23 protein-coding genes and 2 pseudogenes are annotated in these 22,091 nt (G+C 55.6%); 9 read left to right on the top strand and 16 right to left on the bottom strand.

All coding sequences use genetic code 11. The annotated features are described in order from the left end of the window. Positions 1–352: 352 nt before the first annotated feature. Together GVK32_RS10025 and GVK32_RS10020 are read right to left on the bottom strand one after the other, a co-directional pair. Complete coding sequence (locus GVK32_RS10025; protein WP_159868938.1) at positions 353–1,744, bottom strand: Xaa-Pro peptidase family protein; 1,392 nt, start codon at positions 1,742–1,744, stop codon at positions 353–355. 14 nt (positions 1,745–1,758) lie between these two features. Then, a complete protein-coding gene (locus tag GVK32_RS10020; RefSeq protein WP_159868935.1) occupies positions 1,759–2,520 on the bottom strand; it encodes a DeoR/GlpR family DNA-binding transcription regulator in 762 nt (253 codons plus the stop codon). A 243-nt stretch (positions 2,521–2,763) separates the two neighbouring features. Here GVK32_RS10020 and GVK32_RS10015 point away from each other — a divergent pair, with 243 nt between their 5' ends. Then, positions 2,764–3,663: a LysR family transcriptional regulator gene (locus tag GVK32_RS10015; protein ID WP_159868932.1), complete on the top strand. Its 900-nt coding sequence runs from the start codon at positions 2,764–2,766 to the stop codon at positions 3,661–3,663. Here GVK32_RS10015 and GVK32_RS10010 read toward each other — a convergent pair. Together GVK32_RS10010 and GVK32_RS10005 are read right to left on the bottom strand one after the other, a co-directional pair. After that, a complete protein-coding gene (locus GVK32_RS10010; RefSeq protein WP_159868929.1) occupies positions 3,638–4,444 on the bottom strand; it encodes a substrate-binding domain-containing protein in 807 nt (268 codons plus the stop codon). The two genes, GVK32_RS10015 and GVK32_RS10010, sit on opposite strands and share 26 nt — an antisense overlap. 14 nt (positions 4,445–4,458) lie before the next feature. Further along, a complete protein-coding gene (locus tag GVK32_RS10005) occupies positions 4,459–5,754 on the bottom strand; it encodes an MFS transporter (RefSeq protein ID WP_159868926.1) in 1,296 nt (431 codons plus the stop codon). Between the two features lie 402 nt (positions 5,755–6,156). Here GVK32_RS10005 and GVK32_RS10000 point away from each other — a divergent pair, with 402 nt between their 5' ends. Further along, entirely contained in the window at positions 6,157–6,372 is a 216-nt protein-coding gene (locus GVK32_RS10000; RefSeq protein ID WP_159868923.1) for a DUF6500 family protein, read from the top strand. Positions 6,373–6,422: 50 nt separating this feature from the next. On the opposite strand, the pseudogene GVK32_RS09995 reads toward GVK32_RS10000, so the two are convergent. Next, positions 6,423–6,755 (bottom strand): annotated as a pseudogene (locus GVK32_RS09995) (GNAT family N-acetyltransferase); the annotation flags it as partial. A 1-nt stretch (position 6,756) separates the two neighbouring features. Between GVK32_RS09995 and GVK32_RS09990 the strand changes: the two are divergent. After that, positions 6,757–7,242 (top strand): annotated as a pseudogene (locus GVK32_RS09990) (phosphohydrolase); the annotation flags it as partial. Between the two features lie 27 nt (positions 7,243–7,269). Here GVK32_RS09990 and GVK32_RS09985 read toward each other — a convergent pair. Continuing rightward, a complete protein-coding gene (locus GVK32_RS09985) occupies positions 7,270–8,172 on the bottom strand; it encodes a LysR family transcriptional regulator (RefSeq protein ID WP_159869250.1) in 903 nt (300 codons plus the stop codon). Between the two features lie 143 nt (positions 8,173–8,315). Here GVK32_RS09985 and GVK32_RS09980 point away from each other — a divergent pair, with 143 nt between their 5' ends. After that, positions 8,316–9,245 (top strand): aromatic alcohol reductase, encoded by a 930-nt coding sequence (locus GVK32_RS09980; protein WP_159868917.1) that lies wholly within the window; start codon positions 8,316–8,318, stop codon positions 9,243–9,245. Positions 9,246–9,455: 210 nt separating this feature from the next. Here GVK32_RS09980 and GVK32_RS09975 read toward each other — a convergent pair whose 3' ends face one another. Together GVK32_RS09975 and GVK32_RS09970 are read right to left on the bottom strand one after the other, a co-directional pair. Continuing rightward, positions 9,456–10,232: an aminoglycoside phosphotransferase family protein gene (locus GVK32_RS09975; protein WP_159868914.1), complete on the bottom strand. Its 777-nt coding sequence runs from the start codon at positions 10,230–10,232 to the stop codon at positions 9,456–9,458. Positions 10,233–10,304: 72 nt separating this feature from the next. Further along, entirely contained in the window at positions 10,305–11,774 is a 1,470-nt protein-coding gene (locus GVK32_RS09970; protein ID WP_159868911.1) for a PLP-dependent aminotransferase family protein, read from the bottom strand. A gap of 146 nt (positions 11,775–11,920) precedes the next feature. Here GVK32_RS09970 and GVK32_RS09965 point away from each other — a divergent pair, with 146 nt between their 5' ends. Next, positions 11,921–12,382 carry a GNAT family N-acetyltransferase gene (locus GVK32_RS09965; protein WP_159869247.1) on the top strand — a complete coding sequence of 154 codons (462 nt, stop codon included), beginning with the start codon at positions 11,921–11,923 and terminating at the stop codon, positions 12,380–12,382. A 142-nt stretch (positions 12,383–12,524) separates the two neighbouring features. Here the strand turns inward: GVK32_RS09965 and GVK32_RS09960 are convergent, their stop codons facing one another. Then, the gene (locus GVK32_RS09960) at positions 12,525–13,136 is read right to left on the bottom strand and encodes a glutathione S-transferase (protein ID WP_159868908.1); all 612 of its coding nucleotides are present in this window, start codon (positions 13,134–13,136) and stop codon (positions 12,525–12,527) included. Between the two features lie 314 nt (positions 13,137–13,450). Between GVK32_RS09960 and GVK32_RS09955 the strand changes: the two genes are divergently transcribed. Then, positions 13,451–14,698, top strand: coding sequence for a diguanylate phosphodiesterase (locus GVK32_RS09955; protein ID WP_159868905.1), 1,248 nt, complete (start codon positions 13,451–13,453; stop codon positions 14,696–14,698). 90 nt (positions 14,699–14,788) lie between these two features. Here the strand turns inward: GVK32_RS09955 and GVK32_RS09950 are convergent, their stop codons facing one another. After that, positions 14,789–15,595, bottom strand: a complete 807-nt coding sequence (locus GVK32_RS09950) for an arylamine N-acetyltransferase (RefSeq protein ID WP_159868902.1) — start codon at positions 15,593–15,595, stop codon at positions 14,789–14,791. A gap of 98 nt (positions 15,596–15,693) precedes the next feature. On the opposite strand from GVK32_RS09950, the gene GVK32_RS09945 reads away from it, so the two are divergent. After that, complete coding sequence (locus GVK32_RS09945; RefSeq protein ID WP_159868899.1) at positions 15,694–17,106, top strand: PLP-dependent aminotransferase family protein; 1,413 nt, start codon at positions 15,694–15,696, stop codon at positions 17,104–17,106. A gap of 523 nt (positions 17,107–17,629) precedes the next feature. On the opposite strand, the gene GVK32_RS09940 is transcribed toward GVK32_RS09945, so the two are convergent. Beyond that, positions 17,630–17,839 (bottom strand): hypothetical protein, encoded by a 210-nt coding sequence (locus GVK32_RS09940; RefSeq protein WP_041145718.1) that lies wholly within the window; start codon positions 17,837–17,839, stop codon positions 17,630–17,632. Positions 17,840–17,896: 57 nt separating this feature from the next. After that, positions 17,897–18,496 carry a glutathione S-transferase C-terminal domain-containing protein gene (locus tag GVK32_RS09935; RefSeq protein WP_304623237.1) on the bottom strand — a complete coding sequence of 200 codons (600 nt, stop codon included), beginning with the start codon at positions 18,494–18,496 and terminating at the stop codon, positions 17,897–17,899. Positions 18,497–18,777: 281 nt separating this feature from the next. Here GVK32_RS09935 and GVK32_RS09930 point away from each other — a divergent pair, with 281 nt between their 5' ends. After that, a complete protein-coding gene (locus GVK32_RS09930; protein WP_159868896.1) occupies positions 18,778–19,110 on the top strand; it encodes a helix-turn-helix domain-containing protein in 333 nt (110 codons plus the stop codon). A 59-nt stretch (positions 19,111–19,169) separates the two neighbouring features. Here the strand turns inward: GVK32_RS09930 and map are convergent, their stop codons facing one another. Continuing rightward, positions 19,170–19,949 (bottom strand): type I methionyl aminopeptidase, encoded by a 780-nt coding sequence (gene map, locus GVK32_RS09925; protein WP_134526214.1) that lies wholly within the window; start codon positions 19,947–19,949, stop codon positions 19,170–19,172. Further along, positions 19,930–20,148: a ParD-like family protein gene (locus tag GVK32_RS09920; protein WP_159868893.1), complete on the bottom strand. Its 219-nt coding sequence runs from the start codon at positions 20,146–20,148 to the stop codon at positions 19,930–19,932. Before GVK32_RS09920 ends, map begins: the two co-directional genes overlap by 20 nt. A gap of 211 nt (positions 20,149–20,359) precedes the next feature. Between GVK32_RS09920 and GVK32_RS09915 the strand changes: the two genes are divergently transcribed. Next, on the top strand, positions 20,360–20,554 hold the full coding sequence (locus GVK32_RS09915; RefSeq protein WP_159868890.1) for a hypothetical protein: 195 nt from the start codon (positions 20,360–20,362) through the stop codon (positions 20,552–20,554). A 136-nt stretch (positions 20,555–20,690) separates the two neighbouring features. On the opposite strand, the gene GVK32_RS09910 is transcribed toward GVK32_RS09915, so the two are convergent. Then, positions 20,691–21,116, bottom strand: a complete 426-nt coding sequence (locus GVK32_RS09910; RefSeq protein WP_159868887.1) for a glycine zipper 2TM domain-containing protein — start codon at positions 21,114–21,116, stop codon at positions 20,691–20,693. Positions 21,117–21,238: 122 nt separating this feature from the next. Next, complete coding sequence (locus tag GVK32_RS09905; RefSeq protein ID WP_159868884.1) at positions 21,239–21,649, bottom strand: Spy/CpxP family protein refolding chaperone; 411 nt, start codon at positions 21,647–21,649, stop codon at positions 21,239–21,241. Between the last annotated feature and the right edge of the window lie 442 nt (positions 21,650–22,091).

Below are 22,091 nucleotides of genomic sequence, written 5' to 3'. Positions count from 1 at the left end.
CTGGCGGGTTTTTTTTGCCTTCAATCAGGAACTGTTAAAGTAGATGTGACCTGCTCCCTGATAATTCACACAGAAGGCTGTTAACAATGTCCGTTGATCTCTCAAAGCAGCCCTCAGCCTCAACCTCTGTCTCACCGGCAGCACGGCGAGACCGCCTCTGACGCAAAGCGCGGCAGCCTGCCGATCGACCGGTGTCGTCGTTCTGGGCAAACGGGACGAAAAAAAACCGCAGAGATATAACGGGCTGATTCAATAGTGCAAAATCCATTTAATGCAAACAACATCACAATAACCGGACGTTATTATATGACTTCCGTCACAAAAACACGCCTCCCTGTTTGGGGGGGAGAGGTTATTGAACGGCAAAAGCCTTATCTTTCGCCAGCAAGAACGGCCGCAGATACGCCACCGTATTCGCCAGCGGGATCACATCATCCGCAATATTAATATGAAGTACCTTACGGATATACTCGCGGCGAGCGGCGATACGTGCCCACAGTTCAGGATAAGACGCCTGGATTTTTTTCTGCAGCGCGGCATCGGCTAACGCCACGCTCTCTTCTGCGCTGACGCCGGTATAGCCCGCTATAGAGGGAATAATATCGATCTGCATAATCATCCCACTCTTCAGCGTTTCCTCTGAATGACGGTAGACGGGAGAGGACATCCACTCCTCATCAGCGCTGAGGTGACCCGGATTGAGGTGCCAGCCGTATTGCGCTTTCGGCAGAACTGACTCAACCAGATCGTACAATTCGCCGCCAGTCATCCCTGTTTTGATGTTTTCCAGCCAGCTGACGACTGCCACAAAATATGGTTTTGCCACACGATCCAGATAATCTTTCTGATTTTCAGGGAGCCCGCTCTCGTCTGCTATCACAAAGCCGGTGCGGCTGGATAGCCCGCCCTTAAAACCGGTGGTCAGTGAGAGAGAATTGCCGCGTTCCACTTTTTTATATGTCGGGTAGAAGTTCGCTTTTGCAAAACGTTGACCGGCTGCTGCAATGGTCACAACGGTCTGATACTGCCCTTCTGCGGCCAACAGCGCGCCGAGTTCGGTTTCACGAATACCCGGCTCTACCGCGTTCATGGCATCCAGAATAGCGTTGGAAGCCAGATTTGCGCCGTACTCATAGTGGGCAATTTCGTTTTCATTATTTGTGCTTCGGGCGCCTTTATCACCGCGAATAAACAGATGGGCGGCATTTTCAAGGACCACGTTGGGAGCGGTGCTGTTTTTAACAGCCTCAACGATAAAGTAAGGCAGGTCGAAATAGGCCTTATTATCGCCCAGAGTAGAGGTGAACATTTTCCAGCCGACCAGACCAACTTTAGACCGGGAGTTCAAGCCTGACTCAATGAACAGCGCTTCGAGCGACTTTTCATTATCCATTGGCTGGTTAGGCAGAGAGAAATATGGACAATGCTTCAGGGTAACCGGGATACGGCAATAGTTAGCCATTTTCAGGTTCTCATTTCCCAGAATAACCGTTGCGCTACCTGATTTGTCGAGGATCAGCAGGCCTTCCTCAAACCGAGGAACAAACCCTGTCAGGTACTCAAAGTTACCCCCGTGCTCTTTATCCGCATAGATAACGAGCGCATCGAAACCTTCCTCATTCATTCTCGCCAGTACTTTATTTTTTCGTTCAACCATTGTTGCATCGCTTAAAAATACAGGCGGGACATCAGTGAATTTACGTGGGGGTTCGGTAGTTTGCAGCTGGATATCTTTAGAGTACATAATTTACCTCGCAATCAAGTAGCAGTCAGAATCAGTTCGACGTCGCTTTCCTGTAACGCCTGAATAAAACTGTCGTCAGGACGTATATCGGTAATCAGACAATCAATCAGAGACAGGTCACACACCTTGAAAAAGCCTGTGGTATTAATTTTGCTGTTATCTGCCAGGGCGATGACCCTGGTTCCCTGCATGACCATCTGCCTCTTCACCAGGCCTTCTTCTTCGGTATGAATGAAAACGCCTTTGTCAGAAATGGCGAAAATCCCCAGCAAAACATAGTCAACGTGATATTCGGCTAATTTCTGAATGGTTTCACTGCCGAACAAAAAGAGCTGCTCTTTGTGCAGTTTCCCTGGCAAAATCTTCACATCGGTTGTTGCGTTTTTAGCCAGCCGGTTGGCATTGGTTAAAGAGTTAGTGATTGCCAGTATGTGTTTATCAGCAAGTTTAGGGATAACGGCTTCAACCGTGGTCGACGCATCAAAGATGACGCTGGCGTTGTCGTGGATTAACTCTGCTGCTTTTTTAGCAATCTTTTCTTTAACCGGGCTAAGGGTTCCCGAGCGCTGGCTGTAATCAAAAATCAGGGCGTCACGGCTGTTGATCACCGCCCCGCCATGAGTCCGCTTGATGACATTGTCCTGTTCGAGCCTGATCAGGTCGCGCCTGATGGTGTCTTTAGACACCCCCATTCGCGAGACAAGTGTTTCTATCGAGACACTTTTGTTCTCCTGAATGATTTTTTTAATTTTGTTTAAACGATCTTCAATGAACATAGTTGACTCCTCGATGCAAACAGCCTGGCATGACTTGCATTATTTTGCAATGTTTAGATCGTAAACTCACAAATAAATGCATAACAATGCATTTCGATGCAAAAATCTCTATTCAACCCTGTCATGACCTGAGTCTACGCGCCGCGGCGACAGCCGGCGCGGGTATTATGTTGCCGTTATCCAATATGTGACTATCATCTTTCCCTTAAGCTCTTATCACCTCTAAAAGGATTGTCCGCCGCTATGCCCGTTAATTTTGATCTCAACGATCTTTACGCCTTCCGGGCGCTGGTTGAATACGGTAACTTTCGGCGTGCCGCTGAGTCCATCTGCCTGTCACAATCGGCATTGAGCCGCAGAATAGAGAAGCTGGAATCCGCGCTGGGCATTAAATTATTCGACAGAACGACCCGCCGGGTCACCCTGACGCTTTATGGGCAAACCTTTGCCGAGCGTTCGGATCAGCTGCTGGCAAACGTTGAGCTGGTATTAGCGGATATCGACAAGGTCAGCCAGGACCGCGTGGGGCTGGTCACCGTCGCTACGGTGCCCTCGGCGGCCTACTATTTCATGCCTGACATTATTCGCCGCTTCCAGACCCGCTATCCACGGGTACGCGTCAAGCTTATTGATAGCAGCGCAGGAAACGTCATTGAAGCGGTTGCCAGCGGCCAGGCCGACTTCGGCATCTCTTTTGAGATGAGCATGCAGCCCAATATCGAATTTTTACCGCTGGTGAGGGACCCCTACGTGGCCGCCTGCCGGCGAGAGCACCCTCTCGCCGGTAAAAAAAGCCTGACCTGGCACGAGTTTTATCAGCAGGATTATGTCGGGCTCGATAAGACTTCCGGCAACCGCAATCTGCTCGACAAGATGCTGGAACACATCATTCCACAGCGTCCCAGCATTTGTGAAACCCGCCACGTGACGACCATGCTGGGTATGGTTGAAGCGGGAATCGGCATTGCCGCCGTTCCCGCGATGTCGTTGCCGACGATAGAGCATTCGGTGCTCACCCACCTGCCGCTGACGGAGCCGCAGGTGATGCGCACGGTGGGACTGATCAGGCGCCGCGGACGTATGCAGTCCTACGTCGCCGCCGAGCTGGAAAAACTGCTTACTGAACTCTATCGCGCGGTTTAAGCGGCTTCTCTGCCTTCACGCTTCTCATACCGGTGGTTCGAATGACGCTTTGCACCTCGGCGGAAGAGAGGAAATCCAGCAGCGCTTTACCCTCCCGGCGATGATCGGCATTGGCGGTTACCGCGCCGGCAAAGCGCGTAATGTACTGCAGGTTTTCCGGCAGCTCGCCAATAAAGGTCACGCCCGGGACGGGAATCAGCTCACTGACCTGCTGGAACCCGAGCGTATAGGTTCCTTTTGCCACCTCGGATGCCACAGGAATGCGCTCAATCATGTGCGCCTTCTCTTTTACCTGCTCTTCGATACCCAGTTTTTTGAAAAGCTGGCTGCTGACATAGCGGCCGCTGGCGCTATCAGAATACGCAATGGATTTAGCATGCAGGAGCGTATCGCGCAGTTCCGCCGTCGTTTTAAACCTGGGTTGAGGAGCGCCTTGCTTGACCACCATGCCAATCGACGAGTCGGCGAGCTCCACGCGCGAACCACGCTGTAGCCAGTTCTCTTTTTGCAGATTATCCAGCGCCTCGCCCACCATGATCACCACATCGGCGCGTTCGCCGCGCGCCAGCCGCGCGGGAATGGCCTGAGGTGTTTTACCCATTGAGGGGCCAGACACCAAAATGATGCTATCGCCGCTGGCTGCTTCAAATTGTGGGGCCAGTTTCTCCAGCGCGGCTTTGAAGCCGCCTGAGATCATGACGGTGACGTCTTTTGCCAGCACCTGGGGGCTGACGACAGCAAGCGCCAGCGCGACAGGGAGTAAGGGATTCATTTTTTTCATTACCTGCCCTCTGGTTAACCTGCTGCTTGCAGCGAAAGCGCGCTGCGGCGATAGAGATAAAGCGTCGCCAGCAAGGCGCATACGGCGGCAAAGCTCATCCAGTAGCCGGGAGAGGCCTTATCGCCGGTGAACTCAATCAACGCGGTAGAAATAACCGGCGTAAATCCGCCAAAAACAGCGGTTGCCAGGCTGTAAGCCAGCGAGAAACCGGCAACCCGCACCTCCACAGGCATAATCTCGGTCAACGCCGGGATCATCGCGCCATTGTAAAGGCCGTAGAGGAAGGAGAGCCACAGCAGCACCGCCAGCATCATGGAAAAGCTGGGGGCATTCGCCAGCAGGCTAAGCGCAGGATACGTGGAGACCAGGGCCAGCAAGGCCATGCTAATCAGGACCGGCTTGCGGCCAAAACGGTCGGACAGCGCGCCGCCTACCGGCAGCCACAGGAAGTTAGAAATCGCAACCAGCAACGTTACCAGCAGGCTGTCAGAAGCGCTGAGCATCAGTACCTTCTTACCGAAGGTCGGCGCATATACGGTAATCAAATAAAATGCGGTGGTGGTCATGGCGACCATCAGCATGCCGGCGATAACCACCTGCCAGTTAGCCAACAGGGTTTTAAACACCTCGCGCATTGCCAGATGATGACGGCGGCTGGTGAACTCCTCGGTCTCTTCCAGCCTGCGGCGCAGGAAAAAGATGAAAGGCACAATCAGGCAGCCGAACAGGAAAGGCAAACGCCATCCCCATTCACGTATGGCGCTTTCTTCCATGACGGCATTAAGCGCAAAGCCCATGGCTGCCGCCACCATAATGGCCACCTGCTGGCTGCCGGATTGCCAGCTGGTGAAGAAGCCTTTGCGCCCTGGGGTGGCTATTTCAGCCAGATAAACCGACACGCCGCCCAGCTCTGCGCCTGCTGAAAAACCCTGTAATAAACGACCCGCCAGCACCAGCAGCGGCGCCCAGAGTCCAATCGTTTGATAGGAGGGGATGAGGACAATCAGGAAGGTGCCCGAGGCCATGATGGACAGCGTCACGATCAGCCCTTTACGTCGGCCAACTTTATCAATATAGGCGCCCAGTACGATGGCGCCGACAGGACGCATCAAAAAGCCCGCGCCAAAGACCGCGAAAGTCATCATCAGCGAGGCAAATTCGCTGCTGGCAGGAAAGAAGGTATGCGCGATGTAGGTGGCATAAAATCCGAACAGGAAAAAATCAAATTGCTCCAGAAAATTGCCAGAGGTTACGCGCAGTATCGCGCTGGCTCTGCCCCAGGCCGTCATGCTTGCGTGAGAGGAATACATCTTAATCTCCAGTTTGTTATTGACGCTTTCACCGCGCCTGTTGCAGCAGACTGGCTCAGTAAAATAAAGTAAATAAGCGCAATAAACTCATGGACTGATGCGTTTGTCGCATGAATCAGGTTTAACATTTAGTCGCGACAAGCTGTAACTGGCCATTAACAAAATGAACCTGTAGCGCCGTGCTCCCTGCAGGCTAAAAACTTTATGCATTTTTTGTGACCGGGTTCATGTAGGTGTAAGCGCATAAAATAGCGGAATTTGACGCAGCAAGGCGCGTTTGGGTCCTCTCAGGGCGTGCAGGAGAAAAGCATTTCCCCTGCTTCTGCATGACCTTCATCGCCGGCCGCGGCCGCGAATATTATTTGAAACAGTCTGAGATCTTGCGAATAAACAGGAGAGCACGTGCGGGCAGCAATGAAGGAAAAAATCATCACCACCTGTGAGGCAAAAATCGCGGCTAAGGGCAGTCAAGTGGGGCTTTCATTCTACGCCTTTTTTGCCAATAAAAATGATGACCCTGAGCTGCTGATGGAGGTTGCGCACTGGTGGATCATGGAGATGAAGCTGGATCATTTTGAAAAGGCAGAAAAGATAAAAGCCCTCGTTTTAGATATGTGACGAACAGACCGGCCTGCTGCGCACGTGCATTCGTTCACGGCTGAGGCAGGTCAGCCTCGGCTCTGACGGTTCCATTCCTCTCTGGTGATTTCCCATAATTCGGAGTCCAGCCCCCCCTCTATATACTGTTTCTTACCGGTTTGAATCAGGCGCATCCCGTCATTCAGCGATATTTTTTTGGAGGCGTCATTTCCGCTGGCCTTCGGCGCTCGCAGGGCCTCCCGGTTAAGAGTGTTAAACCAGAAATCCGTCACGATACGGCAGGCTTCGGTCATATAGCCCTGGCGTTGCCACTCCGGCACCAGCCAGAACCCGCGATTGTTGTCCTGCTCATCCGAGAGGCATATATGCCCAATCATCACCGACGGATCTTCCCTGCGCCTGGTCGATCATGAACTTTTATACGTGGGATGCATGTTCCACGACATCGGTTTAACGCATGAGCACTGCAGCTGTGATAAACGCTTTGAGGTGGACGGCGCGAATGCGGCCCGCGAGTTTATGCAAGGCTATGGGATGAAGCAGCAGGATATTGATAAAGTGTGGACCGCTATTGCCCTGCACACGACGCCCGGCATCCCGGAATTTATGGCCCCGGAAATTGAGCTTGTTACCGCCGGCGTGGGGATGGATGTTTTGGGCATCGGCTACGATACCTTCGAAGATAAGGAGAGAGCAGCCGTCGTTAACCAGTATCCGCGCCTTGACAACTTCAAGGAGGAGATTATCCAGGCCTTCTACGATGGCATCAAGCACCGCCCCGAAACGACGTTTGGCAACGTGAAGGCGGATGTCCTGAAGGACAAAGACCCCGGCTTTGCGCCGTTTGATTTCTGCCGCATCATTCGCCAGTCGCCCTGGAAAGGCTAATCCTCTTTCGGCGCTACCCGGGCAATATCAACGATTGTCCGGGGTATTAAGAACCGTTTTGCTCCATTCATAGAACGCGCGCACCGCGGGGGGGAGGTAGCGGTTCTGTGGGTAGACCAAAAACAGGGGTAAATCGAAAGAGCACATATTCAGGCAGGAGACCAGGGCTCCAGTTTTTAAATAGGGAGCCGCCAGATAGCTGGCCACTCTAATTAATCCAGCTCCCGCAAGACCGGCCTGTATATAGGCATCAGTATCATCGACGACCAGGGTTTCCCGCAGGCGAACCGCCCTCTCTTCGCCCTCCAGCGTAAATAGCCACTCCGTGGTGCGCCCGGTTCGGTGATTAAGGAATCCCACCGCCCGGTGGTTCTCCAGACAGTCCAGAGATTCAGGCTTCCCGTGCGCCGCGATATAGTTCGGCGAGGCCATCACCGCCCATGTAAACCTGGCGAGCGGGCGGGCAACCAGGGTCGTAGAGTCTTCGACCCTTCCTGCTCTGATCGCACAGTCATACCCTTCCTGAACCAGGTCCTCAACGTTATCGCTCGAGCAAAGGATCATCTCCAGCTCAGGGTAGCGGTCTAAAAATTCATGTACCCTGGGGATAAAGCTGTGCCTTGCCAGGGAGTGAGGCATCCCCACTTTAAAGCGCCCTCTCGGCTGGCCCGATCTACCCGGAAAGGACGACTCCACGGTAGCGATATCGGCGAGGATCCTTTTGCACTCTTCGTAGTATCGGCGTCCGTCGGCCGTGACGCTCAGCTTTCGCGTGGTTCGCTGTAAAAGCTGAAGTCCCAGATAGGTTTCCATCTCCTTGATGACGCGAGAAACGGTCGATCGCGGCAGGCCCAGCACCTCCGCTGCCCTGGCGAAACTGTGCGTATCCACCACGTGGACGTAGACCTGCATTGCATCCAGCTTATCCATCATTCCACCCTCGCCCTGACGTGCAACTATTCCATTTTTACTCACAGTCTAACCTGTATTCGTAGACTTATCGAATGACCTTCATGCCAGTAAACTTGCCCTCAGTGCAGTAAATTCGCTGCTTTACAGGCTGAGGTATCAACATGCAAGATCGTAAACTCACTTCTCCAGAGAAAGTATTGGTGCTGGGAGCGGGACAACTGGGCGATGCCCTGCTCAGCGCGCTGGTGCCTGGCGTGGCGCAGCGTATGGGATCGGTGACGGTCATCGTTTCCCCTGAGTCACGGGATGCACAAGGCCGCCTTCGCTATGAGAGTCATCAAAAGCATGCGGCGGCGGGCGCTAAATTCATTTCGCTGGATATGGCCGTTGCTACGACGGCGTCGCTGCGGGAAATATTCCTCGGGTATGACACCGTCATAAACTGCATGGGCTTTGTCGCCGGCGCAGGCACGCAGCTGAAGATCGCGCAGGCCGTTCTCGACGCGAAGGTGACGCGCTACTTCCCCTGGCAGTTCGGCGTTAACTATGACGTTGTCGGTAAAGGAAGCGGCCAGCCGGTGTGGGATGAGCAGTACGATGTCAGAAGTCTGCTGCGCGGGCAAAAGGCAACGGAATGGGTCATTGTTTCAACCGGCATGTTTACCAGCTTTCTGTTTGAACCGGCGTTTAACGTGGTTAATCTCGCAGAAAAAACAGTTAACGCCCTCGGGAGCTGGGATACCCGGGTCACGGTCACCTCACCCGCCGATATTGGCCGCCTGACGACCGCCATCTATTTGCATCAGCCGCGTATCAGGAATGAAGTGGTGTTTGTTGCCGGTGAAACCCTCTCCTGGGCTAAGCTCGCCTCGACGGTAGAACAGGTGACGCAGCAATCCTTCAGGAAGCACGTCTTAACCCTCCCCGCGCTGCTTGATGCGCTTGGTGCTGACCCCGACGATCGGATGCTTCGCTACCGTGCCGCATTTGCGCGAGGAGTCGGCACGTGGTGGCCAATGAGCGAAACGTTTAATGCGAAAAACAATATCACCACCGAGGATGTTGCCGGCTGGCTGAAGGCATCGATTTGATTCCTCGTCGCTCGTGAGCGGCTGCCGACGCTGAAAATATGAGTGTCGGCTTTGTTTATCTCTTTCATTCTGCCATTTTGCGTATTCGTCAACGCGGTTACCGCCACCGGCGATACGCAGGAACAGGCTGAATCGCCGCGCCCGGCCGCAACGCCGGTTCGGTGCAACAGAGCGATAGCGCTTACCTTCTTCCCGCGGCCCGGGGGATAATCAGGTGACCGGGGCGGGCTCTCCGCTATCAAGAAGCCACGCGGAGGAGAGGCCGCACCAGGCGACTATCCACATCAGCAGACGCTGGCGATCGAGTTCAGCCTGCTCCGTCACAACGCGCAACCGCTGTTGAAATATCTCAGGCCTGACGGCGACCGGCGTCGCGGGATCCGCCAGGTCGGGATTGGTAAATATATTGGCAAAATCAAAGCCGCGCTCGCCGATTAAGCCCTTAGGGTCAATGGCCAGCCACCCGGAAGTGGCGAAATCGAGAATATTGCCGTGATGCAGGTCGCCGTGCAGTACGACAACCTCGCGGGGAGCGGACAGCAGCGCCTTCGCCACCGCTGCGCAGCGGGTCAGTATGCCGCCATGAGTTCGCGCGGCGGGCTCGAGATCGCCAAACCAGCTCTCCAGGGGCGTGAGCTTCGGCAGCGCCGCCGCTGGCGGGACGTGCAGACGGCTGGCAACTTCGCAAACGATCCGGCAGGCCCTCTCATCCTCCCCCGTTCTCGACATGACGGACAGCAACGCCTCGCCGGTCGCTCGCGTTAATAGAAGCGCCCCCGGTTCATGAGCCAGCACCTGCGCCGCTCCCCGCCCGTCCCACCACGCCATCAGCTCGCAGCCGGTTCGCTCACTGCTATCGGCGGTGAGCTTGAGCATCGCTTTTATGCCCTCTTTGACGGTCAACACCGGCAAAAGATGCGACGTATGGGTCATGACCGGTTCACCATCCGCAATAAGCGCCCAGCGGCTCAGCCAGGGACTAAACATCGACTTTCCTCTGTCTCTGCGCAGATCGGCGCATTTTATCGAAACGGCTTATCCATATTCATTGGGCCAGCATCACAGCGCCTGCGCAAGGCGGCGAATCCCCTCCTCTAGCGTTGCGGGCGAATGGTTGGCAAAGCCCAGCAAAACCCCCTCCCGCGCCATCGGCCGCTGGCAGTAGCGGGCAAAGGTTTGGATCCCCATCCCCAGCTCGCGGGCTCTCTCCACCACGTATTCTGCCGTCAGGCCGCCGTGCAGCCAGCACACCAGATGCACGCCGGAATCCGTCGGATGAACGCTCATTTTCTGCGGCAGATAGCGCTCAACGGCGGCGGCCAGCGCCAGCTTACGCTCATAGCAGGCTTTGCGGACCCGACGAACGTGGCTGGCGTAGTGGCCTTCTGCGATAAAACGGGCCAGCACCGCCTGCTCAAGATAGCCGCTGCACAGATCGGAGAAGTATTTCGTCGTGGCAAACTGCTCGCGTAAATGACCGGGAACGACCAGGAAACCGAGGCGAAACTCCGGATACATCATCTTAGAGAACGTCCCGGCGTAAATGACCCGATTATGCTTATCCAGCCCCTGCAGAGCCTGCAATGAACGCGCGGCGTAGCGAAACTCGCTATTGTAATCGTCTTCGAAGATCCACGCCTGCCGGGATTCGGCCCACGCCAGTAGGGCCAGCCTGCGCGCGAGGCTAAGGGTGGCGCACAGCGGGAACTGGTGCGAGGGTGCGGTATAGGCCAGCCGGGCGTGAGGATAATGCGTCATTCCGTACTCAACGTCCATTCCCTGGCTATCGACCCTCACCGGCCTGACCGTTGCCCCTACCGAGGCAAACGCGCCGCGGGCGCCGTTATAGCCGGGATCGTCGAGCCACACCTCATCTCCACGCGAAAGCAGCGAGCGCGCGGTGATATCCAGCGCCTGCTGGATACCGTTGACGATAATCACGCGATCCTCCGTACAGTTAACCCCTCGCGTCGACTGAATGTACTGACATATCACCCGCCGCAGAGGTTGATAACCATGGGGGCTGGCGTGAAGGCCAATCTCGCGGCGCGACTGCCGCCAGACTCTCCCCAGCAGGCGGCCCCAGAGATCGTAGGGGAAGAGATCGGTGCAGCCGACGCCCACGGCAAACAGGCGGTTTGCGCCGCCTCCGGCCTGGCTTTCTGACCACAGGGGCCGCAGCCCGGTGATATCCGGATTAAGCGACCCGACCGACGGCGGACCGTCAACCTGCCCGCCACCCGAGTCGTCCGTATGGATAAGCCAGTCGGGGATATGCTTGACCACAAACGTCCCCGCCCCCTCCCGCGTGACCAGATAGCCCTCATCGCTCAGGCGCTCAAAGCCGGCAATAACCGAGTTACGCGAAATCCCCATCACTTCGGCCAGCGCGCGGCTGGAGGGAATTTTTGCACCCGCGCTCAGGCGGCCGTCGAGGATAGCGCGACGAATCGCATGATAGACCTGATCCTTGATGGTCCCGCTCTCTAACAGCAGATCCTCAAACAGAGGAGAAACGGTTTTTTTCACAGGCGCCCACGTCCTTTTGGTAAAAGTGGATCCTATAAATATACAAAAAGCGTGACTTATCTGGAACCAAAAATCTCCCTAACATCACCGGCACAGAGACAATCGGGTCATAACACAAACAAGGAAAAGCGATGCACAGAGCAGCAATGACTGGCGATCCAGACAATATTACTGTCGAGATCGTTGCCGAAAATGATTACCCGCAGTGGTTAGCGTTATGGAAAAACTATCAGACGTTTTATCGCGTCGATATTGCGGAAAGCACCACCCAGCTAACCTGGAACCGTTTCTTTAATCCCATCGAGCCGGTGTACTGCGCGGTGGCAAAAGAGAACGGAACCGTCGTCGGGCTGGTGCACTACCTGTTTCACCGTTCGACGTGGGCCGACACGGATTACTGCTATCTGGAGGACCTCTTTGTCAGCGCTGATGTGCGGGGCAAACAGATTGGTAAGCGGCTTATCGAGCACGTTCAGCGGCAGGCGAGAAAGCGGCACTGCGCCCACCTTTACTGGCATACGCATGAAACGAACCTGCGCGGGCAGCGGCTTTATGACTGGATCGCCAGCAAAAGCGGGATGATCGAATACCGTATGCCGCTGAGGTAGGCCCGCGCGGGAGCGGCGGCCTCTTCCCCGCCCTTCGCATAGCGCAGCGATAACGTCCGGCGGCAGTCGATGCCGACCCGCCGGGCCGAGAGTGAACGCCACGCCGCGATCGCGGACAAAGCTCGATACCCCGTCTCAGCGCTCAGCTCTGCGCGGGAAATTTCGCAAACAGCGGCAGCGCCTCAAGCTGCTGAGAGATCGCCTGCAGTCGCGGGTAGCCGCTGGCGCTGACCACCTCTGGAATCATCATCTGAATGAACCCCCACACCACGGCGCTGGTAATGGCGACCTGATCCAGCCTGGCGTCGTTGATTTGACGATGCTGCAGCCCGGCCTCCCATGCGGCGCAATCCGCCAGCAGCTGCCGGGTGACCCGGTCTATCCACGGCTGATGCCTTTTCTCCTCCGGCCGCAGGCGATGCTCGTAAACGTGCTGCACCGCCTTCTCACTCGCCGCGAGCGCCAGCCCGAGCAAGCGGCTATCCTCCGCCAGCGCCGCAATATCCGCGGGCAAAAGCTTAGCGGCGGCATCCGCCTGCGCTTCCAGATAGTGCAATATCAGCGTGGAATCCATTAACACCGTGCCATCATCCAGCAGCAGGGTTGGGGCTTTCACCGCCGGATTCAGCTCGGCAAAGGCCGCATAGTCGCTAAACACGGACAGCGGCCGGTGTTCAAAAGCCATGCCGTAAGCCGCCAGCGATATTGCTACGCGCCGCACATAGGGTGAATCCAGCATGCCAATCAGTTTCATGACTACTCCTCGTTAATTTGTGGATACTAACCTTATTACGCTCGCGCAGGCACGCTTTATGCACCAGCGGACGAGCAGGCTGAGAGCGTTTTCCTCAAGCGCCCGGCAGAACTAAGATAAACATGGAATAGCGCGCCGTTCAGGGTAAAGTAAGCGACTCTCAGCGTGATAGCGACGTTCGAAAAGACCAGCGTCACGCCCTGATAATTGGCAAAGGCATGAACACCGTATCCGCTTAGGTCAGAGGACCTCGGGCCAGGACTTATTCCCTCGCGCAGACTGGCACCCATTAGTCCGATCCAACAAGGAAATATATGCTGACCACACTGATCTACCGGAGTCAGTTAGCTCCCGCCTGGCAGCCGACCGACCTGAGCACTCTCGTCAGCCGGGCACGACAGAAAAACACAAACCTCCACGTCACCGGTATCCTGATTTTTAGTGGGTCCCAGTTTTTTCAGGTCCTGGAGGGCGATGAGCAGGTGGTCGATGCGCTATTCAGCCAGATCCGCAACGACCCGCGCCACACCGACGTGGTGGAGCTAATGCGCGATTACTCTGCCTACCGGCGGTTTCGCGATATCGGTATGCATCTGTTTGATTTGCAGCTAAACAAGCCGGGGGCGTTGACGGAACAGATCCTCCATTTAGGTGAGTTCAGAAACGCGCTCTCTGCGGATGACCGGATGTTCAAGTTTATCAAGGCCTTTATCGCGCACGGCGGGCGCTATATTCTGCCGGAAGGGCTCAATCCCGCGCTGTGGACGATGGAGAGCCGTGGCACCCCTTCGCTCTGCCCGCTGTCGGAATTGTCTCCCGGGCAGCCCTGCCAGTTTGCGCTTCAGCCGATTGTCGAGCCGGAAAGCGGCCATATCTCATCGTTTGAGGCGCTGATCCGCAGCCCATCTGGCGGCTCACCGGCGGAGATGTTCTCCTCGGTGCCGGAAAAGAAGCGCTACGATTTCGATCTGGAAACCAAAGCCTACGCCTTTTCGCTTGCCGGCAGCATTAACCTCGGTGAGCAGCGGCTGGCGGTAAACCTGCTGCCGGGCTCGCTGTATAACCGCACCGGCTCGGTGGCGTTTTTACTGGATAAAATCCGCGACGCCGGGCTAAAGCCGGAGCAAATTATAATAGAAGTCACCGAAACCGAGGTTATCTCCGGTTTCACCGAGTTTCAGCAGGTGCTGAAGGATATCCGCGTGGCCGGCATGAGCCTGGCCATTGATGATTTTGGCGCCGGCTATTCTGGACTTTCGCTTCTGACCCGCTTCCAGCCGAATAAAATTAAGATCGACGCCGAGCTGGTGCGCAATATTCACATGAGCGGAGCCAAGCAGGCGATTGTGGTATCCGTGGTCAGATGCTGCGAAGACCTCGGGATCACCGTCGTCGCCGAGGGCGTGGAGACCATTGCAGAGTGGTGCTGGCTTCACGCTATCGGAATTCGTCTTTTTCAGGGCTTTTTATTCTCCCGACCCCAGTTGAACGGCGTCGGAGAAGTCCGCTGGCCGGTCAGGCTCCCCGGTAAAGGGCTGCCAGCGGCCGCACTGGCGCCATAAGCGGCGGTCAATATCCCCTCCACGCCGCCATCAGAACGCACGTGCCCAGCGGCGGAGGCCGGATAATCTCCGCCGCTGATGACAAAAAAATCAGCTGACGAGCGATTTATCCGCCAGCGCTGAAGCGGGCTCAGGCACCGTCACCCTGAACGTCTCGCGCAGTATATGCGGGAGCTCGTCATCGGAGAGCAGCCGCTGGCGCGTCTCCTGGCCGCGGATCGTCTTAAGCGCCTGGCCGGAGAGAATATCTCTGCCGTCGGGATGGTGTAACACGACCACTAATTGCCTGACAAACACGGTGTCCGGGTGGGTAGAGTTCAGATAGTTGGCGGGCTCAAAATCGATCAGCTCGTGGCGCGAGAGATCGAAACTGTATTGGTTGTGCCAGCCGCTATCAACCCACGCCTGCAGCGTATACACGCCGGTCGCATCGAGGCTGAGACGGAAGGTATCCGGATTTTGCGGCTGTTCAGTATCAAGAATGGCGAGGTCAACGGGCGCCCGTATTCCATAATGACCAAACCCGAGATCGCACAGCCAGCGCCTGCCGTCAACAAAAGCAATCACTACCATATGCGTTCGCGGGCGGCGGGCTGGATAGAACATCGGGCGCGCGGCGGCAAACTGGTAAGGGATCCCCAGCGCGTCAAGCGCCATGGCAAACAGCGCGTTAACTTCGTAGCAATATCCGCCCCGCTGCCGTCCGATCAGTTTTTCGACAATATCTTCCGCGACCAGCGAAACGCCTTTCCCGTCCCGCACGTCGATATTCTCAAACGGAATTGAAAATAGCTGTCTCTGCATAACGTCATGCAGCGTTGCGGCATCCGCTCGCGGCGAACCGCGATAATCAATACGCTGAAAATAGGCGGCAAGGTCAAAATTTTTAGCTTTCATGGCAATCTCCGTGTCTTCGTCATTTGCAGCCGAGAATAGCGTTACGGGCGCTAAGCGGATATATTCAGATTTATTGAAAACCAGCCTGTACAGATCCCATGCTTCCCCGCTATCAGCGCATTGCCCTTTCGCTCCGACAGGCCATCATTGCCGGCGCGCTTCATCCCGGCGACCGCCTGCTTTCAGTACGCAAACTGGCTGAACGGGAGCAGGTCAGCATCCCGACGGCCCAGGAAGCATTGCGTTTTCTGGAAGCCGAAGGGCTGATCGTCGCCCGCCCGCGCTCCGGGTATTACGTCAGCCTCGTCACCCCCGCAGCCGCGTCTGGCGCGGTCCCCAACGCCGCTCCGGTCTCCGTGGATATGTCGACCCTCGCCAGAACGCTGTTTAGCGGTCAGGAGAGTCGCCTGGTTCCGCCTGGCGCCGCGCAGCCCGATCCGGCCTGGCTGCCGGCGGCCCGGCTGCAGCGGGTTCTACAGTCCGCAAGTCGCCGTCTGGAGGCCTGCGGACAGACCTACAGCATGCCGCCGGGAAGAGCCGATCTGCGTTATCAGATAGCCCGCAGGGCCGTCCAGTGGGGCGCGACCTTCGGCCCCGACGAACTGATCGTCACGGGCGGGGCCACTCAGGCCGTACGCCTGGCGCTACAGGCCGTCTGCGTTGCCGGGGATGTTGTGGCGATCGAACGTCCCGCCTGGTTTGGCGCATTGCTGCTTCTGGAGTCAATGGGCCTCAAGGCGCTTGAAATCGCCACCGATCCGCAGGAAGGCATCTCCCTTCCGGCGCTGAATGAGGCCATCGTCAGCTATCGCCCTGCCGCGGTGCTGGTCTCCCCCAGCGCGCAAAACCCAACGGGCGCCGTGATGCCGGTAGCCGCCAAAAGGAAGCTGGTTTCGATGCTGGAGAGACACGGCGTTCCGCTGATTGAAGATGACGTCTATGGCGACCTGGTCGGGGATGGCGCCCGTCCGCCGGCGTGTAAGGCATTTGACCGCAGCGGCTCCGTGCTGTACTGCTCCTCGGTGTCGAAAGCGCTGACGCCAGGCTGGCGTACGGGTTGGATCGCGCCGGGCCGCTACTATGAAGAGGTGATGAAAATTCGACTGGCCAGCGACTGGGCCGGCTCGCCGCTGACGGAGGCGGCGGTAAGCGATTTTATGTCCCGAGGGGACTACGATCGTCACCTTTTACGCCTGAAGAGCAGGATCCAAAAAAGCATCGACATCATCTCCCGCACGGTAGCGGCTCAATTTCCCGCGCTGACCCGGGTGGTCATTCCGCAGGCCGGATTTCTGATGTGGGTGGAGCTGCCCAAATCCATTAACGCGCTTGATGTGCACCGCGCCGCGCTTGAAGCCGGAATTGGCGTCAGTCCGGGACAGCTTTTCTCCCCGCGCCAGGATATGACTCATTATCTCCGGCTTAATTGCGCCTGCGAACCCACGCCACAGCTGATAGCGGCGGTAATAAAGCTCGGCGAGATTTGTCGGCATGTGGATAATAAAATTTAATAGCCTGGCGGCAGCGTTATTGATATTGCGCAGTACTAGTGGCGGGCTGGCCGCCGCCGGTTGCCTGACGCCGTCCGCGCCTGGAAATGGGGAAGACGTGGTTTCAGGATAAATAATATTCAGCTGTGCAGCGGCGATTATTTTTCGTGATTAATAGCCGGCGGCTTTATTGGCAGCCTTAATACGTTTGATTCGGTCGTCTTTTTACTGCTGGTCTTTCGCCTGCATTATTCCACCCGCCGCGTTAATCCAATCACCGGCCGTACATCCTGATAAGGTCATACTCAACATTGCTGCAAATAGATACTTCATTCCGGGTCCCTGTGCTTGAACTGTGGCTCTGTTCGTCCGCGTAAACTTCGAAATGCTTGAGGCGGGATTTTGACAAAAAAAACTGATTTTAATCAAGCCGTGCTGGCTAAGGCCGCTTACTCGTGGGCAGGTTGCGGGCTGTTGTGAAGGCCCCCTGCTGCCGACACGCCAGGGGGCTTATGCCTTGAGGGCTGCTTAGCCCACTCTGCGTTTACTCGCTCTCTTCGAGCGCATCCTGAATAGCGTCAGCTAATGAAGCCACTTCTTGCGCCACGTTGCGCAGATCCATCTGGCTGCGGATCCCTGAATTCGCGGTTGATGAAGAGACGGCGGCTTTCGAGATTTCTAAGGCGGCCTGGACGGCAAGGAGTCGTTTCTTCTCTTCTGCCGTGGCAGCATTACCAAAATATTCTTCTAACATCCTTTCATCCCTATAAGCGTTGGTGGAGCGCCATAATAGCACAGGAACTGGGCGGTATTATATGAGAGGCAGGAAGTCGATGCCCTCCTCCTTTAACGCCTCGCGGACCGCCGGTCTCGCCAGCACCCGCTGATACCATGCGGCAATATTTTTATAATCCGTCAGGTCAATATCCAGGTTATAAACCGATATCAGCCATTCCGCCTGCGCCCAGCCAACCAGCGCGAACAGATAGCCATCGGCAATCGAGAACTGCGCTCCGGTGATAAATGCTTTATCCGCCAGCTGCTGGTCGAGCCAAGCAAAACGCGAAAGCAGCTTCTCGCGCGCAATATTGATATAGGCCCCGCCGTGCTCGCTATAAAAGAGGGGAATAAAGGCTTTATGAATTTCACTATTGAAAAAAACCAGCCACTCTTCAAGGCGATAGCGTTCGAGGGTCCCGCTGGCGGGAGCCAGCCCGGCGGCGGGTGCTAAATCAGCAATATACTGAATAAGCGTGATGCCCTCTCTGAATATATCCCCGCCGGCGGTCTCTAATGCGGGGACATAGCCCAGCGGATTAATATCATAATAGTTATTCCCGGCGCCCCAGGCATGGATTTTGGTATCGACGCGAATAAGCTCAAAATCAAGACCCGCTTCACGCAAGGCAATATGGGGAGAAAGCGATCAGCTGCCCGGAGAATAATAAAGTTTCATACAATAACACCCTCACCGTTTAAGTATAGCGCGAGGTTAACAAAGTGAGTTGATACTTTAAAGAAGGCACATTATTGTAGTATATACTCGTCATACTTCAAGTTGCATGTGTGTTGGCTACGTTCGCTCACCCGAATCACTTACTGGTGTAAGCTCATCGGGATTCACTCCCTTGCCGCCGTCCTGCAACTTGAATTATTTAGAGTATAGGTACATAAATTATACTGAGTATTAAGATGAAAGACGTTATCTCCGGCTGTTCCGTCGAAGTTGCGATGAATCTCATTGGCGGCCGCTGGTGTTTACTTGTTGTGTCGTACCTGCTGGAAAAGCCGAAAAGGTTTAGCGACCTCCGTCGCGATATCCCCACCATATCTCAGCGGATGCTCACCATGGATCTCAGGGCGTTAGAAGAGGCCGGCGTCGTGCAGCGTACCGTGTATCCCGAAGTGCCGGTTAAGGTTGTTTACAACCTGACGGCCGACGGTCTCAGGCTGGTAAAAGTGGTCGAGGGCGTTAAGGAGCCAGGGCTGTGGCTGAAGCAAAAGCAGGATCCCGCGAATGGCTGACGGGATCCTGTTCATCGCCGACCGTCTCTTATCGATGAGGCGGTCGGCGGAGCGGCCTGTCATAGCTGACGCTCTTCCCCCTGACGCAGGGTCAGGACCTCAAAGCCGGTGTCGGTCACCGCGATGGTGTGCTCCCATTGCGCCGAGAGCTTCTTATCGCGGGTCACCACCGTCCAGCCATCTTTCTTGAGCTTCGTTTTGCTGTCGCCCTGGTTGACCATCGGCTCGATGGTAAAGACCATTCCCTGTTGCAAAACGGCCCCTTCGCCGGGTTTACCATAGTGCAGCACCTGCGGGTCTTCATGCATCTCTTTGCCCACGCCGTGGCCGCAGTACTCCCTGACGACGCTGTAGCCATTCTTCTCAACATGGGATTGAATCGCATGGCCAATATCGCCCAGCGTGGCGCCGGGTTTCACGACCTTGATCCCCTTCCACATCGCTTCATAGGTCGTTTTAACCAGCCGGCGAGCGAGCGGAGAAACGTCGCCGATCAGGTACATTTTGCTGGAGTCCGCAATCAACCCGTTCTTCTCAAGCGTAATATCGACGTTAACAATCGTCCCTGATTTCAGGTGCTCCGTCTCCTTCGGCATCCCGTGGCACACCACCTCGTTGATAGAGGTGTTCAGCACGTAGGGGTAATCATACTGCCCCTTGCTGGCGGGCCGGGAGTGCAGCTGGTTGACGATGAAATCCTCGGCGCGATTGTTAATCTCCATCGTGGTGACGCCCGGCTGGATAAACGCGTCCAGCATGTCAAAAACGGCGGCTAACAGTTCCCCGGCATGGCGCTGTAGAGCCAGCTCTTCGGCGGTCTTAATGGGAATGGATGGCATTAATCACCTCCAGCAGACGGTCGGACCCTGATTTGAGCATCAGCAGCTTAATCTGCTGATGGTTAAACTCAGGATAGAGTTCGCTCATCATCCCCACGCGGATCCAGTATTCGGCCTGAGCGTTCACCGATCGCGACATGGCCCGGCTGGCGTCGCGGATATCGTCATGCAGCAGATCTGAAATTTTTACGATTCCCATATATATATACCGTAATAAAACATATACGCATCGTATGCTTTTTGGCCGCTAAAGTCACGCGGTTCGTCGCGCCGGTTGGGATCGTCAGCCGCTGGCCGAAGGGTCGTCATTCCCGGCGGCCGGGTCGGTCATACAAAACACAAATGGGATAACTGTCACATTTTTAGTGTAGGGTACTGAAAATCGCATTGACCGCCAGGACCGTTATAAAGTGAAAACCTCGCTCGCATTCCCGCTGTTCACCCTTTTTGTCGGGCTTCTTATCAGCGCTTTATTTAACTCATCGTCAACCCATCGCGGGCGCAGTAAATGCCAGTGGTCCGATAGCGTGATGCTGACCTGCCTGAGCAAACAGCATGGCGCGGTCGGGCGCATCAATCCCCTGGTTAATAGAGTAAACAGATAGGGTTAACAACGAACAGCGTGGGTTCGGTGGATTTTAGCCTGCCGTTAACGGCCCGACGAGCGACGGCCTGAAGCCGCCCTCTGCTGCCGGCACCAGAGGACGTTTTTTACGCACGGGCGACGGCCCGGACCGTTAACTACACGGATTTATCGACGCGGGTATTGCTCCCGGACGTCAAAACGCGAACCTTATCGCCCTGACTAAAGGTCAGTCTGCCGTCAACCTGCTGAACAACCTGAATTAATTGTCCCGACTGCATTTTGATCGTCAGCTCAAGCTGCTGTATGGCCTGCTGGCTTTGCCGATGACGAGAAACCCCGGCTCCGGCCACCGCGCCCGCGGCGGTCATGGCGGTTTGTCCTTTACCGTTACCAAACTGATGGCCCACTACGCCCCCTAGCGCCCCGGCGGCGACGGTACGCAGAGGGTGGGAGCGCGTTTGGCTGCTGATAATCTGGCTCTGCTGCACAACGCCATACTCCACCACCGTTTTGCTGCCGGCAAAGCCCGGCAGGCTGGTGAAGGCAAGCAGACTAAGCGCGACGAACGTGAATTTCTTCATAGTGCCTCAAACATTGTGCCTCAAAAGAGAGTGCCTCGAGGGAGCGTGCCGCAAAGCGTTATTCCGGCGCCGTTTTGGCAATCCTTCCCCGAAGGGATCCCGCCACTGCTGGCGGGAGCGGATTAATTAAGCGCTTCGCTGAGATCTTTTTTAACCTGGCTGCGCTGGTCCGCCGTCAGAACCTGATTGACGCCAAAATAGTATTTTACACGGTAGTAGCGAACCTGCTGATCGAGCTGACCAAAGGCCGCCAGCTGCTGCTTCACTTTTGCGTCGTCCCACTTCCCGGACTGAATGGTCTCCACCAGCGCGCCCTCTTTGAAACCGTCAATTTTGATATTATTCACGTTGGTTTCAAATTCCTGATGCAGCGCCTTTATTTTAGTCACCTGCTCATTGCTTAATTTAAGATGCTGAACCACCGGGTCCTGAGATACCGGCGGAACGTCGCTCGCGCTGGCAGCCTGAGCGGCGGCGGAGAAACCGGTGGTGATGGCAACGGCAATCAGGGTATTACGCACAAATTTATTCACGAAAGATTATCCTTAATGTTGTAAAAGAACCTGAATTATTACCTGAATAATAAACTCCATCTGTAACAAAGGGTTAAATTTAAATCTGGACAATTAATCATTTGATTATATTGATTGTGCCGCATCTATTGATGGTAATTATGAATTCCGCAACCGCACGCTTGAGCGCCAGACGGCACCGTTCTCTTTTTTCGCCCGTTAAGGGCGCAGATATTATGCAATTATCGCCGAAGCGATATTTAACCCTGCGAGGAGGGCAGAATATAAGACTCTGCCAATTCAGCCGCGGCGATATTGTCGCTCGCCCGCAGAACCCGCGAAGATAGCCGCAGAGGGAAGCGCACCAGGCTTCCTGGCCGCACATGGCCTCACAGCATTTTATGCTGGGTTGAAAACTCTCGCCCAGGAAAGCCGGCGCACAGCCTGCTGCAAAAACAGCGTG

The sequence above is a fragment of the Klebsiella sp. 18074 genome, assembly GCF_902705905.1.
GTDB lineage: Bacteria > Pseudomonadota > Gammaproteobacteria > Enterobacterales > Enterobacteriaceae > Klebsiella > Klebsiella terrigena.
Note: the sequence above shows the minus strand (reverse complement) of the source record. Positions and strands in the feature narration are given on the sequence as shown.

What these genes read in the sequence shown, in the direction of transcription:
- map (WP_134526214.1), bottom strand. Translation starts at nt 19,949, where the DNA reads ATGCCATCCATTCCCATTAAGACCGCCGAAGAGCTGGCTCTACAGCGC.
- GVK32_RS10020 (WP_159868935.1), bottom strand. Translation starts at nt 2,520, where the DNA reads ATGTTCATTGAAGATCGTTTAAACAAAATTAAAAAAATCATTCAGGAG.
- GVK32_RS09960 (WP_159868908.1), bottom strand. Translation starts at nt 13,136, where the DNA reads ATGAAACTGATTGGCATGCTGGATTCACCCTATGTGCGGCGCGTAGCA.
- GVK32_RS09920 (WP_159868893.1), bottom strand. Translation starts at nt 20,148, where the DNA reads ATGGGAATCGTAAAAATTTCAGATCTGCTGCATGACGATATCCGCGAC.
- GVK32_RS10005 (WP_159868926.1), bottom strand. Translation starts at nt 5,754, where the DNA reads ATGTATTCCTCTCACGCAAGCATGACGGCCTGGGGCAGAGCCAGCGCG.
- GVK32_RS09980 (WP_159868917.1), top strand. Translation starts at nt 8,316, where the DNA reads ATGCAAGATCGTAAACTCACTTCTCCAGAGAAAGTATTGGTGCTGGGA.
- GVK32_RS09945 (WP_159868899.1), top strand. Translation starts at nt 15,694, where the DNA reads ATGCTTCCCCGCTATCAGCGCATTGCCCTTTCGCTCCGACAGGCCATC.
- GVK32_RS10015 (WP_159868932.1), top strand. Translation starts at nt 2,764, where the DNA reads ATGCCCGTTAATTTTGATCTCAACGATCTTTACGCCTTCCGGGCGCTG.
- GVK32_RS09930 (WP_159868896.1), top strand. Translation starts at nt 18,778, where the DNA reads ATGAAAGACGTTATCTCCGGCTGTTCCGTCGAAGTTGCGATGAATCTC.
- GVK32_RS09955 (WP_159868905.1), top strand. Translation starts at nt 13,451, where the DNA reads ATGCTGACCACACTGATCTACCGGAGTCAGTTAGCTCCCGCCTGGCAG.
- GVK32_RS09975 (WP_159868914.1), bottom strand. Translation starts at nt 10,232, where the DNA reads ATGTTTAGTCCCTGGCTGAGCCGCTGGGCGCTTATTGCGGATGGTGAA.
- GVK32_RS09950 (WP_159868902.1), bottom strand. Translation starts at nt 15,595, where the DNA reads ATGAAAGCTAAAAATTTTGACCTTGCCGCCTATTTTCAGCGTATTGAT.
- GVK32_RS10025 (WP_159868938.1), bottom strand. Translation starts at nt 1,744, where the DNA reads ATGTACTCTAAAGATATCCAGCTGCAAACTACCGAACCCCCACGTAAA.
- GVK32_RS09965 (WP_159869247.1), top strand. Translation starts at nt 11,921, where the DNA reads ATGACTGGCGATCCAGACAATATTACTGTCGAGATCGTTGCCGAAAAT.
- GVK32_RS09910 (WP_159868887.1), bottom strand. Translation starts at nt 21,116, where the DNA reads ATGAAGAAATTCACGTTCGTCGCGCTTAGTCTGCTTGCCTTCACCAGC.
- GVK32_RS09985 (WP_159869250.1), bottom strand. Translation starts at nt 8,172, where the DNA reads ATGGATAAGCTGGATGCAATGCAGGTCTACGTCCACGTGGTGGATACG.
- GVK32_RS09940 (WP_041145718.1), bottom strand. Translation starts at nt 17,839, where the DNA reads ATGTTAGAAGAATATTTTGGTAATGCTGCCACGGCAGAAGAGAAGAAA.
- GVK32_RS10010 (WP_159868929.1), bottom strand. Translation starts at nt 4,444, where the DNA reads ATGAAAAAAATGAATCCCTTACTCCCTGTCGCGCTGGCGCTTGCTGTC.